Raw genomic sequence first — 16,060 nt, 5'->3', positions numbered from 1 at the left:
CGGCCGCCGCCTTCGGGGCCGAGGTGCCCGGACGGCGCACCCCGGCCGTGCGAGCGATCCGGACGGTGGACGGATGGACGAGCGCCCGGAATCCGGCGCCCCGGTGGCCGATCAGGCCGAGCAGGCGCTGCGGCAGCTGCTCGCCGGGCTCACGGCGGTGCGCGACGGGGACTTCCGCACCCGGCTCGCCCCGGACCGGCCGGGGGTGCTCGGGGAGATCGCCGAGGTCTTCAACGGCATGGCCGACCAGCTGGCCCGGGTGACCGACGAGGTGACCAGGGTGGCCCGGGAGGTCGGCACCGACGGGCGGCTGGGCGGCCAGGCCCAGGTGCCGGACGCGACCGGGACGTGGCTGGAGCTGACCGACGCGGTGAACGCGATGGCCGGCAACCTGACCTGGCAGGTGCGCAACATCGCCCAGGTGACCACGGCGGTGGCGCGCGGCGACCTCACCCAGAAGATCGAGGTGGACGCGCGCGGCGAGATCCTGGAGCTGAAGAACACCGTCAACACCATGGTGGACACGCTGTCCTCGTTCGCGGACGAGGTGACCAGGGTGGCCCGCGAGGTCGGCACCGAGGGCCGGCTGGGCGGCCAGGCCCAGGTGCCGGGCGTCGCCGGGACGTGGCGCGACCTCACCGAGTCGGTGAACGCGATGGCGGGCAACCTGACCTGGCAGGTGCGCAACATCGCCCAGGTGGCGACCGCGGTCGCCGAGGGGGACCTCACCCAGAAGATCTCGGTCGCCGCCCGCGGCGAGATCCTGGAGCTCAAGACGACCATCAACACGATGGTCGACCAGCTGTCCTCGTTCGCCGCCGAGGTCACCCGGGTGGCCCGCGAGGTCGGCACCGAGGGGCGGCTGGGCGGCCAGGCGGACGTCCGGGACGTCTCCGGCACCTGGCGCGGGCTGACCGAGTCCGTCAACGTCATGGCCGACAACCTCACCGCCCAGGTCCGCTCGATCGCCGAGGTGACCACCGCCGTCGCCGAGGGCGACCTGACCCAGAAGATCCGGGTCGACGCGCGCGGCGAGATCCTGGAGCTGAAGGAGACCATCAACACGATGGTCGACCAGCTGTCCTCCTTCGCGGACGAGGTCACCCGGGTCGCCCGGGAGGTCGGCACCGCCGGGAACCTGGGCGGCCAGGCCACCGTCCGGGGCGTCTCCGGGACGTGGAAGGACCTGACCGACAACGTCAACGTGATGGCCTCCAACCTGACCGGCCAGGTCCGCTCGATGTCCGAGGTGGCGACGGCGGTGGCGCGCGGCGACCTCTCCCGCAAGATCACCGTAGAGGCCAAGGGCGAGGTCGCGGCGCTCGCCGACGCGATCAACACCATGGTGGACACCCTGTCCGTCTTCGCCGACGAGGTGACCAGGGTCGCCCGGGAGGTCGGCACCGAGGGCATCCTGGGCGGCCAGGCCCGGGTGCCCAACGTCGCCGGGACGTGGAAGAACCTCACCGACAACGTCAACTTCATGGCGCACAACCTGACCAGCCAGGTGCGCAACATCGCCCAGGTCACCACCGCCGTCGCCGTGGGGGACCTCACCCGCAAGATCGACGTGGACGCGCGCGGCGAGATCCTGGAGCTGAAGACGACCGTCAACACGATGGTCGACCAGCTGTCCTCGTTCGCCGCCGAGGTCACCCGGGTGGCCCGCGAGGTCGGCAGCGAGGGCCGGCTCGGCGGCCAGGCCCGGGTGGAGGGCGTCTCCGGCACCTGGAAGAGGCTCACCGAGAACGTCAACGAGCTGGCCGGCAACCTGACCCGGCAGGTCCGGGCGATCGCCGAGGTCACCAGCGCCGTCGCGGCCGGCGACCTGACCCGCTCGATCAGCGTGGACGCCTCCGGCGAGGTCGCCGACCTCAAGGACAACATCAACGCGATGGTCGGATCGCTGCGCGAGACCACCCGGGCCAACCAGGAACAGGACTGGCTCAAGACCAACCTGGCCCGCTTCTTCGCCGCCATCCAGGGCCGGCGGGACATCCGCTCCGTCGCCGAGATGATCACCGACGAGCTGACCCCGCTGGTCGGTGCCCAGTACGGCGCGTTCTTCCTCGCCGAGGAGGGCCCGGACGGCACCGAACTGGCCCTGATCAGCGCGTACGGCCGCCCGGCCGGGGAGCGGCGCCGGCTGCGGCTGGGGGAGTCCCTGGTCGGCCAGGCCGCCCGGAACCGGCGGACCGTCGCGGTGGACGGGCTGCCGCCCGGCTACGCCACCGTCTCCTCCGGCGCGGGCGAGGCCGACGTCGGCTCCGTGGTCATCCTGCCGATCGCCCTGGAGGAGTGGCTGATCGGCGTGATGGAGTTCGCCTCCTTCCATCCGTTCACCCAGGTCCACCGTGACTTCCTGGCCCAGTTCGCCGAGGCCTGCGGGGTCAACCTCGGCAACCTGCTGGCCAACGCCCGCACCGACGAGCTGCTGGGCGAGTCCCAGCGGCTCACCGCCGAACTCCAGGCCCAGTCCGAGGAGTTGCAGGCCGGGCAGGAGGAACTGCGGCGCTCCAACGCCGAGTTGGAAGACAAGGCCGCACTGCTCGCCCAGCGCAACCGGGACATCGAGGCGAAGAACCTGGAGATCGAGCAGGCCCGTCAGGAACTGGAGGAACGGGCAGGGGAGTTGACCCGTACCTCGATGTACAAGTCCGAGTTCCTGGCCAACATGAGCCACGAGCTGCGCACCCCGCTCAACAGCCTGCTCATCCTCGCCCAGCTGCTCGCCGAGAACTCCGGCGGCAACCTCACCGCCAAGCAGGTCGAGTACGCGGGCGTGATCCACTCGGCCGGCACCGACCTGCTCCAGCTGATCAACGACATCCTCGACCTCTCCAAGGTGGAGGCCGGGAAGATGGACCTGGCCATCGAACCCTTCACGGTGCGCGAACTGCTGGAGTACGTGGAGTCCGCCTTCCGGCCGCTGGCCGACCAGAAGGGTCTCGCCTTCGAGATGACCATCGGCCGGGGCGTGCCGGAGCGGATCGTCACCGACCAGGCGCGGCTGCGCCAGGTGCTGCGCAACCTGCTGTCCAACGCCGTCAAGTTCACCGACACCGGGCGGATCGACCTGCGGATCGAGCGGGTCGAGGAGGCGGAGCTGCCGCCCGGTCTCGGCCGGGCGCACGCGGCGGTGGCCTTCCACGTGGACGACACCGGGATCGGCATCGACCCGGCCCACCTGGACACCATCTTCGGCGCCTTCCAGCAGGCCGACGGCTCCACCGCGCGGCGCTACGGCGGCACCGGCCTCGGGCTGTCGATCAGCCGGGAGCTGGCCCGGCTGCTCGGCGGGACCATCGCCGTCAGCTCCGCGGCCGGGCAGGGCAGCCGGTTCACGCTGTACCTGCCGCTGGACGGGCACGCCCCGGCGGCCGAGGCCGAGCGGGGGCCGGACGGGGAGGCGGCGGCCGAGGCACGGGTCCTGGTGGTCGAGCCCGAGGCGCCGGGGCTGCTCACCCACCTCGCCCGGGCCGCGGCGGTGGCGCCGGGGGACTCGTCACCGGAGGTGCGGGTGGACGGCGTGGGCGACGAGGCGGGGGTGCGGGCCGCGCTCACCGGCGGGCCGTACCGGTGCGTCCTGGTGGACCTGGTCGGCGCCGCGGAACTCGCTCCGCTGCTCGGCGGCCTCGCGGCGGGCGGCACACCGGTGCTCGGGTACGGGGGCCGCGGCGAGCCGCCCCAGGGCCTGGAGCACGTCGGCGGGCTGGACGAACTGAGGGTCCGGGTGGTCCGGGCACTCGGGGGCGAGAGCGCCCCGCCGGCCGAGGCCCCGACGCCCCCGGCCGAGGCGGGACCGATCGCCGGGCGGACGGTGCTGATCGTCGACGACGACATCCGCAACGTCTTCGCGCTCGCCGCCGCCCTGGAACGGCACGGACTGACCGTCCTGCACGCCTCCGACGGCCGCGCCGGGCTCGACCTGCTGCGCGCCCACCCGGAGGTCGACCTCGTCCTGATGGACGTCATGATGCCCGGACTGGACGGCTACGCGGCCATCGCGGCGATCCGCGCCGACGCGCGCTTCGAGCAGCTGCCCGTCGTCGCCGTGACCGCCAAGGCCATGCCCGGCGACCGGGACCGCAGCCTGGACGCCGGGGCCGACGACCACGTCACCAAACCGGTCGACACGGCCCTGCTGCTGGAGCGGATGCGGGACTGGCTGGGCGCGTCATGACCGGGGGTAGCCCGTGACCGCCGAGCAGGAATCCTCCGCCGAACAGGAGTCGGCCGAGCGCACCGCCCGGGCCCTGGCCGAGACCGTCCGCCGCCTCCAGGCCGCCACCGCCCGGGCGCACGCCGAAGCGCGGACCAGGGCCGCCGTCGACCTGGCCACCGGCGTCCTGGCCGAGCGGCTCGGACTGCCGGTCGCCGAGGCAGCCGCCCACCTCGCCCGGCTGGCCCGGGAGGCGGGCGTGCCGGTGCTCGCGCTGGCGGCGGACATCGTGGGGCTGCCGGAAGCGGCCCCCCGGCCGACCGGGGGACCGCTTCCGTCGGAGGCCGGCCCGTCGGAGGCCGGCCGGCTGGGGACCGGCCCGTCGGAGGCCGGCTCGTTGGGCACGGGCTCGTTGGGCGCGGGGACGTTGGGCGCGGGCCCATTGGAGATCGGCCCGTCCGTCGCGCCCGCGCTCGCCGCCGCGCCCGACCTGCGGCACGCCGCCACGGCCGTACTGGACCAGGCCGCGGCGGCCCTCGGAATCCGTGCCGTGGCCGTCTGGCAGCGCCTCCCCGGCGGCGCGCTCGCCCTCGCCGCCCACGCCGGGCTCTCCGCCGAGGAGGCGGCCGACTGGGCCCGGGTACCGCCAGGCGTGCCCACCCCCGCGCACCTGGCCGTCGGCGGCGGAACCGAGCTGTGGCCCGGCGACCCCGGGACGGAGCGGCCCTCGGTGGGCGCCGCCGCCGCCCGGGCCGTCCTCCCGCTGCTCGACCGGGGCCGCCGCCGCGGCGCGCTGGAGCTGCTCTGGCCGGCCGCCGTCCCCGCGCCCGAGCTGAGGCCGCCGCAGCGCCGCGAGCTGTACGCCCTCGCCGACCTCTGCACCACCCTGCTCGGCCCGCCCCCGGAGCCCGTCCCGCCCGAGCAGTCCGCCGCACTCCTGGACGGGCTGCTCACCCCCGCCCTGCTGCTGGCCCCCGTCCTGCGGGCCGACCGGATCGCCGACTTCACGGTGCTGCGGGTCAACGCCCGGTTCCGCGACCCGCTCGGCCGCCCCCGGGACACCCTGGAGGGCGCCTCGCTGCTGGAGACCTACCCGGTCGCCTGCGCCGCCGGACTGCTCGACCGGCTGCTGCGCGCGTACGAGACCGGCGTGCCGTCGACCGGCGAGCGGGTGCGGCTGGCCTTCCGGGACCAGGGGCCGGCCGTCCCGGTGGCCGTCCTGCTGTCGGTCGTCCCGCTCGGCGACCGGCTGCTGGTCTGCTGGCAGCTGGACGACGAACAGGAGGAGGACGAGCGCACCGCCCTCCTCCACCAGGCCCAGCGGCTGGCCCGGGTGGCCGGGTTCGAGGAGCGCCCCGCCGAGGGCCGGATCCGCTGGAGCGAAGGGCTGCACGAGCTGTACGGGCTGCCGCCGGGCGCCCCGCCCGTACCGCTGGACCGGCTCGCCCGGCACACCCACCCGGACGACCGGCCGGCCATCCGGCGGCTGCTGGACACCGTCCGCCATCACCACCGCACCGCCTCCGCGGTGGTCCGGCTGGACCGCCCCGACGGCACCCACCGCTTCACCCGGGTGATCGCCGAGCCGGTGGTGGACGAGACCGGCCGACTGGTCGCCGTCCGCGGCGCCTACCACGACGTGTCCGCCCAGCACTGGACGGAGGTCGCGCTCGGCGCCACCCGGGAGCGGCTGGCCGACACCGAGCAGGAGTCCGCCGAGCGGGCCCAGCTGGCGCTGCGGCTCCAACAGGCGATCCTGCCCGCCGCGCCGCCCCCGCTCGGCGTCACCGGCCTGCACGCCGCCGTCCGCTACCGTCCCGCCGCCCAGCGCGACCGGGTCGGCGGCGACTGGTACGACGTACTGGTGCTCCCTGACCGGCGGGTACTGCTCGCGGTCGGGGACGTGGCCGGGCACGGCGTCGGCGCGGCCACCGGGATGGTCGCGCTGCGCCACGCCCTGCGCGGGCTCGCCGTCACCGGCGCCGGTCCGGGCCGGCTGCTGGCCTGGGCCAACACCGTCGCCCTGCGCGAACCCGGCCAGGTCACCGCGACCGCCGTCTGCGTCCTGCTGGACCCGGTGGGCGGCGAGCTGCGCTGGGCCCGGGCCGGCCACCTGCCGCCGATCCGGCTCGGCGCCGACGGCGCCCAGGTGCTGCCGCTGCCCCACGGCGTGCTGCTCGGCGCGCTGGACGACGCCGAATACGAGGAGAGCACCGCCCGGCTCGACCCGGGCGACGTCCTGCTGCTCTACACCGACGGGCTGGTCGAGCGCCGGGACCGCCCGGTGGAGGAGTCGGTGGACCAGCTGCTGCGCGCGGCCGGCGCCCCCGGCCCGGACCTGGAGCAGTACCTGGACCGGCTGCTCGAACTCAGCCCCGCCGACACCGACGACGACACCTGCCTGATCGCCGTCCAGACCGAATGACCGGCCCGCTAGCGTTGCTCCGCAACCACCCCCTGACCGGCGGCCCGCCCGCCCGGGCCGCGCTGCGCCGCCTCGTCGCGATGGCCTGACCGCGTCCGCGCCTTCCCCCGGGCGGCCGTTACGGGCCGCCCGGGGCGGGTAGGCGCGAACGCACGCGGGGGGTCGATCCAACTCCAGGAGGGACGGGATCCCCATGCTGCTGCTGGGACTTCTGCTGATGGCGGCGTCCGGCGCGTTCGTCGGACTGCTGATCGCGGACAACCTCTCCGGTGGGCCCGACTACCAGGTGACGATCCTCGGCACCAACCTGGTGGCGCTGAACAGCCTGAGCATCTTCCTCTCCGGTGTGGCGCTGGCCCTGCTCTTCTGCCTCGGCCTCGCGCTGACGCGGCTGTCCCGAAGGGTCACGCACCGGCGGACGATCGGTACGGCGCCCCCGAACCCGACGGATCCCGCGCAGCCCGGCGGCCGGAGCAGGCACCTGTTCGGGCGCTGAGCACCTGCCCGCCGTCCCACCGACCGCGGGAGGCCGCCATGGACATGGACCTCGCGTTCCTGAGCTGCTCGACCGGCCCGGCCCCTGGGCCTCCGTCTCCCTCGACACCTCCCGGGCCACCGAGGACGCCGCCCGGCGCCGGGCGCTGATCGACCGTGCCGCCGTCCAGCGACTGGCCGACGCCGGGGCCGACGAGCCCACCCTCGCGGCCCTCCGCGCCGCCACCGCCTCCGCCGCCGCAGCCGTCCACCTCCCCGAACCCGTGGACGGCCCACCCGGCGGCCTCGGCGCCGTCCTCCGCTGGCCCGACGCTGCATGGCGCGGAGTCCGGGTACGTGCGCGTCCTGATGAGATCGGCTATCTGCGCCACGGCCACGGGGCCGGTGACCAGAGCGAGCGGTCGGTGGACCGGGCGCGCTGAATCCGGTCGGCGTGGATCTGGCTCCCCGGCCGGGTAGGGGTGCGCGGTGCCTCAGCGGGGAGGCAGGAGTCGTCGCCGATCGGGGTCAGGAGTTCGAAGGGGAGTTCCCGGTCGGTCTGGGCGACGGTCAGGCCGACCCAGCGGCCGGTGGAGGGCACCCGCCAGACCGGGAGGTGGAAGACCGTGCCCTCGCGCTCGGGGAACGGGGAGGTGATCAGGGAGTCCACGACGGAGAGTTGGTCTTCGGCGGAACCCGCGGAGTGCGGCAGCGACATGGCCCGGCGTCTAGGCGGGCAGGACCAGCCAGGACGGTTCGAGGGAGAGTAGCCCCCCGGTGAGGGTGTGGACGTCGGTGGGGACGGCGGCGCGGGCGAGCAGGGCGGGGAGGTGGCGGGCGGTGTAGGCGTGGTGGGCGGCCGGGGTGGTCCAGAGGGTGGTGACGAGGTAGCGGTCGGCGGCGAGGCGGGTGACGGCGCCGCCGAGCATGCCGTCGGCGGCGGCCATGCCCGGGGCCCAGACCTCGCGCTGGACGTCGAGGAAGTGGTCGGCGCGGCCGGGGTGGAGGCGGCAGTCGGCGGCCCGTAGGACGGTGGCGCGGGTGAGGGCGGCGGGCAGGGAGGGGGCCGCGCCCGGCATGGTGAGGACGATCGGGCCGGTGGCGGTCTCGATCGCGGTGTAGCTGGAGCGCTGGTCGGCCAGTGCGGCGGCCTGGTCGTGGCGTTCGCGCATGAAGCGGGCGTACGCGGGCTCGTCGGCCCACAGGGCGAGCAGGAGGGCCCGGTCGGCGCCGGATGCCCAGCCGCCGGCCTGGCCGACCAGACCGGGCTGGTCGGAGATCGCCGACCAGCGGCGCTGGCCGGCGGCGAACGCCTCGTGTGCTGCGGGCCGTACCCGGCAGTCGATCCACTTTCCCCACATGCGGGCCATCATGCTGCGGGGAGGCGGTCGGGCGTCCATCGGGCGCTGGTCCCGGGGGCGGTCGGACCACAGGCGTAGGTCGCCGGGCCGTGGCCGGATGTTGCAGAGTCCCGTCATTGCCGCCGGCGGCGTCGTCGGGCGAGGGTGGGGGCATGAACGACGCACCCCGCCTGCCCCATCTGGTCGTGGTCCCGGTGTTTCCCGGGGTGAACGCGCTGGATGTGACCGGGCCGGCCGAGATCCTCGCGCTGGCCGGACGGCTGCTGCCGCCCGGGCGGCCCGGGTACGTGGTGCGGGTGTGCGCGGAGTGGGCCGGTCCGGTGGCGACCTTCTCGGGCGTGCCGCTGTACGTGAGCGGGACGCTGGCCGGGGAGCGGGTGCGGCCGGACACGGTGCTGGTGCCGGGGCGGGTGGACCTGGGGCCGGACGGGCCGGTGCCGCGGGTGGATCCGGCGGTGGTCGCCTGGCTGCGGGAGGCCGGGCCGCGGGCCGGGCGGGTCGCCTCGGTCTGCGCGGGCGCGCATGTGACGGCCGCGGCCGGGCTGTTGGACGGGCACCGCGCGACCACCCACTGGGCGACCGCCGAGCGGTTGGCCGCCGACCACCCGGCCGTCGAGGTGGACGCCGACCCGGTGTTCATCCGCTCCGGGCGGATGTGGACCAGCGCGGGCCTGACCGCCTCGATGGACCTCACCCTCGCCCTGGTCGCCGAGGACCACGGCGACGACCTGGCGCTGGAGATCGCCCGGATCATGGTGATGTACCTCCAACGCCCGGGAGGGCAGAGTCAGTTCAGCGTCCCGCTGGCGCACCGCGCGGGCGCCCGGGAGGACCTGCGGGGCCTGCGCCGCTGGATCGGCGAGCACCTGGACGCCGACCTGGCGGTGCCCGTGCTCGCCGGGCGACTCGCCATGAGCGAGCGGCACTTCGCGCGGGTCTTCCGCGCCGAGACCGGCACCACCCCCGGGGCGTACGTCGAGGAGCTGCGCCTGGAGGCGGCCCGGCGGCTGCTGGAGCGCAGCGACCACCCGCTGCCGGGCGTCGCCCGGGCCTGCGGATTCGGCTCCGTGGAGACCCTGCACCGGGTGTTCCGGGACCGGCTCTCGACCACGCCGGGGGAGTACCGGCGCCGGTTCGGGATTCCGGACACCGGAGAGCTGAATGGCAGTCAATTCATCGATGCAGAAGGAAAGTTGTGAAGATCAAGGCGACGCACATCGGAACCGCGACCGTCCTGCTGGAGGTCGGCGGCCTGCGGCTGCTCACCGATCCGGTCTTCGACCCGGCCCCCGCCGAGTACCGGCACGACCCGGTGGTGCTGCGCAGCACCGGCGGCCCGGCGGTCGGCGTGCACGAGCTGCCCGCGGTGGACGCCGTGCTGCTCAGCCACGACGAGCACCCCGACAATCTGGACGCCACCGGCCGTACCCTGCTGGCCGGGCGTCCGGTGCTGACGACGGTCAGCGGTGCGGCCCGGCTCGGCGGCGGGGCGCTCGGGCTGGCGCCGTGGCAGACCCGCGACCTGACCGTGGACGGCCGGACCCTGCGGGTGACGGGCACGCCCGGGGTGCACGGACCGGTCGGGGACGTCACCGGCTTCGTGGTCGAGGTGCCCGGTGAGCAGGAGGCGCTGTACGTCTCGGGCGACACCGTCCACATCCCCGAACTGGACGAGGTGGGGCGGAGGTTCAGGATCGGCACGGCCGTGCTGCACCTCGGCGCCGCCCGGATCGAGGCCTTCGGCGGCGGTGGTCTGATCACCATGGACGCGGCGCAGGCGGCGGCGCTCACCGCCTCGCTGGGCGCCCGCAGGGTCGTCCCCGTCCACTACGCCTCGTGGGAGCACTTCACCGAAGGGCGGGCGGAGACCACCGGGCGGTTCGCGGCGGCGGGGCTGGCCGACCGGCTGCACTGGCTCACCCCGGGCGTCGCCGAGCTGCTCGACTGACCTCCACGGGGGCATCGGCGGAGGCATCGGCCGGGCGCGGTCGGGAAGGCGGCCGGGCCCGGTCAGCCGGTGGTGACCGGGGGGAGGCGGTGGAGGATGCGTTCCATGCCGCTGGTCCAGTTGGCCTCCAGCGCGGTGACGGCCTGGTCGAGGTCGCCGTCCAGCAGGCACTGGGCGATCCGCTCGTGCTCCTCGGCGGCGCGCTCCAGGATCTCGTGGTCGCCGACCACCACCCGCTCGTAGCGGTGCAGGGTGAGCTTCAGCGAGTCGATCATCTCGCGCAGCCGGGTGTTGGCGCAGCCGGAGAGCAGCAGGGCGTGCCAGGCGTCGTCGTAGCGTTCGATGGTGCCGTGCGGGGCCTGGGCGGCGGAGAAGGCGCGGGCCTCGGCGAGCAGCCGGGGGGCGATCTCGGACAGGTGGGCCGGGTCGGAGGTGCGCAGGGCCAGCGACTCCAGGGCGATCACGATCGCGGTGAGGTCGAGGAACTCCTGCTTGCCGGTGGGCGCGAAGCGGAATCCCTTGCCGCGTTCGCTGGTGACGATGCCCTCGCGTTCCAGGCTGATCATGGCCTCGCGCAAGGGAGTTCGGCTGACGCCGAGCTCCTCGGCGAGCTGGACCTCGTTGATCGACTCGCCGGGGGTGAACCGGCCGCGGCCGAGCTGCTCCAGGAGTTCGTCCTTCACCTGCTCGCGCAGCGGGCGCCGCTCGATCGCCATCGGGCTTCCCTTCTTCCTCGGTCGGTAGCGTACCGGTCGGGCGACCGGCCCCCACGACCGGTCGCCCGGAGTCATCTCCCCTCCGGTCAGGCGGTGCCGGCGCCGTCCACGGTGATGACCGCGCCGCTGACGAAGGCGGCGGCGTCGCTGGCCAGGAAGGCGACGGTCTGGGCGATGTCCCGGGGCCGGCCGATCCGGCCTAGTGGGCGGTCGGCGGCGTCGGTGTAGAAGGAGGCGGGGTCCTCGCCGAGCTGGCGGGCCTCCTCGGCGAGCATGCCGGTGTCGGTGTCGCCCGGGCAGACGCAGTTGACCCGGATGTTGTCCGGCCCGTGGTCGATGGCCATGGCCCGGGTCATGTTGACCACGGCGCCCTTGGAGGCGCAGTAGGAGACGGCCCGGCCGCCGCCCTTGATGCCCCAGCCGGAGCCGGTGTTGACGATGCTGCCGCCGCCGTTCGCGGCCATCAGCGGCACCACCAGTCGGCTGAGCAGCATGATCGAGCGGACGTTGACGGCCATCACCAGATCCCAGTCCTCGTCGCTGATCTCGGTGACGGTGGACCGGCGCATGATGCCGGCGTTGTTGAACAGCACGTCCACGCCGCAGAGTTGCTCGATGGCGGTGCTCACCGCCCGTTCACAGTCGGCGCGTTGGGAGACGTCGCAGCGGACGAAGGTGCCGCCGATCTCCTTGGCGGCCTGTTCGCCGCGTTCGGCGTCGAGGTCGAGGAGGACGACCGCGGCGCCGAGTTCGGCGAGCAGGGCGGCGGTGGCCCGGCCGATGCCGGAGGCGGCGCCGGTGACGATCGCGCGCTTGCCGTGCAGGTCGATCATGGGGACTCCTCTACAGGGTCAGGCGGAGAGGCGATAGACGGCGCCGGAGCGGCGGCCGGTGATCACCCGGACGTGTCCGGAGAGCGCGTCGTCGAGTGCCGGGTCGCCGGTGTCCAGCAGCAGTGGACGGCCGGCCAGGGCGGCGAGTTTGGCCTCGGTGGCGAGCACCAGCAGCCGCTCCCGGCCCGCGGCGCGCAGCAGTTCGGGGGTGAGCTGCTGATTGCCGCGGCCGAGCAGGAAGCCCTGGCCGCCGATCGGGGAGAGGGCGATGAAGGGGGTGGCGGGCAGGGTGCGCAGCTGGTCGGCCCGGGCGTCGCGGATCAGGACGCGGGCGGCGGTGGCGAGGCCGTCGGCGTGGCCGGGGCCGAGGGCGCCCGCGGGGCCGAGTCGCAGCAGGTCGACGCCGGTCAGGCTGGCGTGCGGTGCGCCGAGCGCGGTGGCCACCGCGTGGGTGGTGCTGCCGGGCCCGAGGAGCAGCAGCCCGCCGGGGCCGACCCGTTCGGCGACTTCGGCGGCGATGCCGGCCGGTGTCCCCGGGTCGGGCCCGGAGCTGCCGGTCTTGCGCTGCTGCACCCGGGTGGGCAGCACCGGGACGGTCAGTCGACCGTACAGCCGGGCGGAGACCAGGCCGGCCCGCAGCGCGGCCTCGTCCCGGTCCACCACCTCGGCGGCCTCCAGGCGCACGCCCAGGCCGGCCGCCCAGGCCGCGGCGACCTCGGCGGCGGCCCGGGGGTGGACGGCGAACACGGCGGAGTGCATCTTGACCCCGGCCGGAATGCCGAGCACCGGCAGCCGGGGTTCGGGCCCGAGCGCGTCGAGCACGTCGCGGGCGGTGCCGTCGCCGCCGCAGAACAGCAGCAGTCCGGCGCCGGCCGCGACCAAGGCGCGCACCGTCGCGCGGGTGTCGGCGGCGGTGGTCGCCGCCCCGGCGGGCCGGTGCACCACCCGCGCGGGCCGCCCGGCCGCCCGCGCCGCCTCGGCGCCCATCGGGCCGTCGGCGGTGATCAGCTCTACTTCAGGCGGAAGTTGACTGATCGTCAGTACGGCGCGCTCGACGGCCTGCGGGCGGGCCCCGAGCGCCAGGGCCCGCCGCTGGACCTCGGCGCCGTCGCTGCCCTTGAGGCCGACCCGGCCGCCGAGGCCGGCGACCGGGTTGACCACCAGCCCGATCCGGGCGCTCGGGGCGCTGGTCACGGCTGCTCGCCGAGGACCTTGCGGCGGTAGGCGCGCCAACTGACGGACCAGAGCGCGGGATCGTCCAGCGGCTCGGGCCGGATCCGGTGCACGGTGGAGTTGTGCGGCGCGGTGCGGACGGTCTCCGGGTCCTCGTACGCCTCGCGGGCGACCTCGGCCAGGATCGCCGCGTACTCGTCCAGGTCGGCCCGGGAGTAGGACTCGGTGGGCTCCAGGGTCATCGGCTCGGGCACGACGTACGGGTGGTGGCTGGTCCAGTAGTGGGTGCCGAAGTCGGCGGCGCGGTACCCGAGGTCCTCGCTGTGCAGGCCGGTGTCCTCGTTGAGCCGCTGCCAGCTGTAGCGGACCTGCTCGACCCGGGGGCGGCCCTCGGCGTAGGGGACGGAGACGCCCCGGATCCGGCGCACCTGGTGCAGCAGGTAGTTGTTGTTGAGCACGGCGGTCTCGGCGACCTCGCGCAGGCCTTCGGCGCCCAGCGCCATGATCCAGGCGTAGGCGCGCACCAGGTTTGGCACCGCGCCCAGGTACGGGCGGATCTTGCCGACCGAGTCCGGCCGGTCGTCGTCCAGGACGTACCGCTCGCCGTCGAACTCCACGGTGGGGCGCGGCAGGTAGGGCGCCAGCTCGGCGGTGACGCCGCAGGCGCCGGCCGCCGGGCCGCCGCAGGCGTGCGGGGTGGAGAAGGTCTTGTGGAGGTTGAAGTGGCACAGGTCGAAGCCGGCCTCGCGGGCCCGGGTGATGCCGAGGATGCCGTTGGCGTTGGCCTGGTCGTAGGCGCACAGGCCGCCGGCCTCGTGGACGATCCGGACGAACTCGGCGATCCGGGGATTGTAGATCCCGGTGTCCTCGGGGTTGGTGATGAGCAGCGCGGCGGTGCGCGGGCCGACGGCGGCGCGCAGCGCCTCGATGTCGGGGTAGCCGTCGGCGTCGGGGTGCAGGGTGATCACCCGGAAGCCGGCGGTCTTGGCGCAGGCGGCGTTGGAGGGGTGGGAGAAGGCGGTGGTGATCACCTCGTCGCGCTGTTCCAGCTCGCCGCGGGCGGCATGGTGGGCGCGGATCACCGAGACGTTGGTCCAGATCGCCGCCGAGCCGGCGCCGGGCTGGAGGCTGACCCGGTCCATGCCGGAGATCTCCTTGAGCAACTGCTCCAGCCGGTGGACGAGTTCGAGCACGCCCTGGACGGTCGAGGTGTCCTGTGCCGGGTGCAGCGCGGCGATCCGGGGGTCTCGGACGAAGCCGTCGTTGACCTTGGGGCTGTACTTCATGGTGCAGGTGCCCTGGCCGACGTCCACGTTGAGGTCGGCGCCGAGGTTCTCCTGGGAGAGCCGCAGGTAGTGCCGGAGCACCTGCTGCTGGCCCAGCTCGGGCAGGGCGGGCGGCGCGGCGCGGCGCAGTGCGGCGGGCAGCCGCTCGGCCGGGTCTCCGACGGCGGCGGTGACGGCGGGCTCGGGCAGCGGGGGCAGGACGCCGCGCTCGCCGGGCGTGCCCAGCTCGAAGACGAGCTTCTCGTCCCAGCGGGCCTGGTGGAAGCGGCGCAGGGCGGGTTTGGCGGCGATCCGCGCATCGGTCTGACGGTCAGTCACTTCACGATCTCCTCAAGCGCGTCGGCGAGGCGGTCGATGTCGGCCCGGGTGTGCAGCTCGGTCACGCAGTAGCGGCCCTCGTCGGCCGCGGCCGGGGTGCCTCCGTGCAGGCCGAGGGCGAGCAGGGCTTCGGCGATCTCGGTGGCGGTGCGCTCGCCGGTGTAGCGGACGGTGAAGTCGGCGAAGTGCACGGCCTCGGGTTCGGGCAGCTCCACCCCGGGGACGCGGGCCAGGCGCTGCCGGGCGTAGGCGGTGTGGGCCAGGATGGTCCCGCCGATCTCGCGCATGCCGTGCGGGCCCATCAGGGCGAGGTAGACCCCGGCGGCGATGCCGTGCAGGGCGGCGGCGGTGCCGACCCACTCCTTGCCCTCCTCGCGCAGCGCGAAGGAGGTGCGCTCGTACGCGACGTCGCCGAAGCCGTACTCGCCGGGGACGTCGGTGGGGGCCAGGCCGAAGAGCCGGCTCGGGTACTCGGCGACGAGCCGCTCGTCGTCCGGGCTGCCGATGAAGCCGGCGTTGCCGCCGCCGAAGCTCGGGTGGATGCCGAGCGGCTGGAGGTCGCCGCAGGTGAGGTCGGCGCCGAGCTCGGCGGGCGGGGTGAGCACACCGAGGCTCATCGGATTGGCGTGCACGACCGCCAACGCTCCTGCTGCATGGGCGAGTTCGATGTGCCAAGGCAGATCCTGCTGCACCCGGCCGGTGTGGTCGGTCAGTTGGGTGTAGACGGCGGCCACGTCGCCCTCGGCGAGTGCGGCCCGGACGGCGGCGGGCTCGGCCGGGACGGGCACCAGGTCGTGGACGCCCCGGACGTAGTCGCGGATGCGGGAGAGTCGGTCCGGGTCGATCGCGCCGACCAGCACCAGCCGGCGCCGTCCGGTGGCCCGCCCGGCCATCCGCAGCGCCGTCGCGGCGGCCTGGAACCCGTCGTACGTCGGCACGTTGACGACCTCGACGGACAGCAGCTCGGCCATCAGCGACTGGTACTCCCACAGCGCCTGGAAGCGGCCGTGGTCCTCGTACGGCTCGCCCGCGTAGGCGGTGAGGAACTCGCTGCGGTTGACGATCTCGTCGACCACGGCGGGCACGTGGTGGCGGTAGCAGCCGGCGCCGAGGAAACTGCGGCCCGGCGGCACGGCGGTGTTGTGGGAGAGCAGCTCCTCCAGGTGGGCGACCAGCCGGGCCTCGGAGTCGAGCGGCTCGGGCAGCCGCAGCGGGCGGTCCAGTCGCAGGGCGGCCGGGATGTCGGCGTAGAACTCCTCGACGTCCTGGGCGCCGACCGCCGCCAGCATCGAATTCCTCACCTGCGGGGCGGAGTTGGGGATGTACGGGTGGGTTCGGGGGACGCGTGTGCTCATGCCGGCACC

At 74.7% G+C, this 16,060-nt stretch carries 12 protein-coding genes; 5 read left to right on the top strand and 7 right to left on the bottom strand.

The window, feature by feature from the left end; genetic code table 11:
- The first annotated feature begins 73 nt into the window (after positions 1 to 73).
- From QWJ13_RS31015 to QWJ13_RS31005, 3 genes are all read left to right on the top strand, one after another.
- Complete coding sequence (locus QWJ13_RS31015) at positions 74 to 4,183, top strand: HAMP domain-containing protein (RefSeq protein ID WP_316528694.1); 4,110 nt, start codon at positions 74 to 76, stop codon at positions 4,181 to 4,183.
- A 13-nt stretch (positions 4,184 to 4,196) separates the two neighbouring features.
- Positions 4,197 to 6,587, top strand: a complete 2,391-nt coding sequence (locus QWJ13_RS31010) for a SpoIIE family protein phosphatase (protein ID WP_316528692.1) — start codon at positions 4,197 to 4,199, stop codon at positions 6,585 to 6,587.
- A 193-nt stretch (positions 6,588 to 6,780) separates the two neighbouring features.
- Positions 6,781 to 7,083, top strand: a complete 303-nt coding sequence (locus QWJ13_RS31005) for a hypothetical protein (RefSeq protein ID WP_316528690.1) — start codon at positions 6,781 to 6,783, stop codon at positions 7,081 to 7,083.
- A gap of 357 nt (positions 7,084 to 7,440) precedes the next feature.
- Here the strand turns inward: QWJ13_RS31005 and QWJ13_RS31000 are convergent, their stop codons facing one another.
- Positions 7,441 to 7,779 carry a hypothetical protein gene (locus tag QWJ13_RS31000; protein WP_316528687.1) on the bottom strand — a complete coding sequence of 113 codons (339 nt, stop codon included), beginning with the start codon at positions 7,777 to 7,779 and terminating at the stop codon, positions 7,441 to 7,443.
- A gap of 10 nt (positions 7,780 to 7,789) precedes the next feature.
- Entirely contained in the window at positions 7,790 to 8,422 is a 633-nt protein-coding gene (locus QWJ13_RS30995; protein WP_316528685.1) for a DUF4937 domain-containing protein, read from the bottom strand.
- 152 nt (positions 8,423 to 8,574) lie between these two features.
- Here QWJ13_RS30995 and QWJ13_RS30990 point away from each other — a divergent pair, with 152 nt between their 5' ends.
- Together QWJ13_RS30990 and QWJ13_RS30985 are read left to right on the top strand one after the other, a co-directional pair.
- Positions 8,575 to 9,621 carry a GlxA family transcriptional regulator gene (locus tag QWJ13_RS30990; protein WP_316528683.1) on the top strand — a complete coding sequence of 349 codons (1,047 nt, stop codon included), beginning with the start codon at positions 8,575 to 8,577 and terminating at the stop codon, positions 9,619 to 9,621.
- The gene (locus QWJ13_RS30985; protein WP_316528681.1) at positions 9,618 to 10,370 is read left to right on the top strand and encodes an MBL fold metallo-hydrolase; all 753 of its coding nucleotides are present in this window, start codon (positions 9,618 to 9,620) and stop codon (positions 10,368 to 10,370) included. The genes QWJ13_RS30990 and QWJ13_RS30985 overlap by 4 nt, the downstream gene beginning before the upstream one ends.
- A 62-nt stretch (positions 10,371 to 10,432) precedes the next feature.
- On the opposite strand, the gene QWJ13_RS30980 is transcribed toward QWJ13_RS30985, so the two are convergent.
- The 5 genes from QWJ13_RS30980 to gcvPA form a co-directional block, all read right to left on the bottom strand.
- A complete protein-coding gene (locus QWJ13_RS30980) occupies positions 10,433 to 11,086 on the bottom strand; it encodes a GntR family transcriptional regulator (protein WP_316528680.1) in 654 nt (217 codons plus the stop codon).
- Positions 11,087 to 11,172: 86 nt separating this feature from the next.
- Positions 11,173 to 11,919, bottom strand: coding sequence for an SDR family NAD(P)-dependent oxidoreductase (locus QWJ13_RS30975; protein ID WP_316528679.1), 747 nt, complete (start codon positions 11,917 to 11,919; stop codon positions 11,173 to 11,175).
- Positions 11,920 to 11,937: 18 nt separating this feature from the next.
- Positions 11,938 to 13,113, bottom strand: a complete 1,176-nt coding sequence (locus QWJ13_RS30970; RefSeq protein ID WP_316528678.1) for an ATP-NAD kinase family protein — start codon at positions 13,111 to 13,113, stop codon at positions 11,938 to 11,940.
- A complete protein-coding gene (gcvPB, locus tag QWJ13_RS30965; RefSeq protein ID WP_316528677.1) occupies positions 13,110 to 14,696 on the bottom strand; it encodes an aminomethyl-transferring glycine dehydrogenase subunit GcvPB in 1,587 nt (528 codons plus the stop codon). The genes QWJ13_RS30970 and gcvPB overlap by 4 nt, the downstream gene beginning before the upstream one ends.
- Positions 14,693 to 16,051 carry an aminomethyl-transferring glycine dehydrogenase subunit GcvPA gene (gene gcvPA, locus QWJ13_RS30960; RefSeq protein ID WP_316528676.1) on the bottom strand — a complete coding sequence of 453 codons (1,359 nt, stop codon included), beginning with the start codon at positions 16,049 to 16,051 and terminating at the stop codon, positions 14,693 to 14,695. The genes gcvPB and gcvPA overlap by 4 nt, the downstream gene beginning before the upstream one ends.
- Positions 16,052 to 16,060: the final 9 nt, after the last annotated feature.

It is taken from the genome of Kitasatospora brasiliensis, from assembly GCF_032654805.1.
In the GTDB taxonomy this organism is placed as follows: domain Bacteria; phylum Actinomycetota; class Actinomycetes; order Streptomycetales; family Streptomycetaceae; genus Kitasatospora; species Kitasatospora brasiliensis.
Note: the sequence above shows the minus strand (reverse complement) of the source record. Positions and strands in the feature narration are given on the sequence as shown.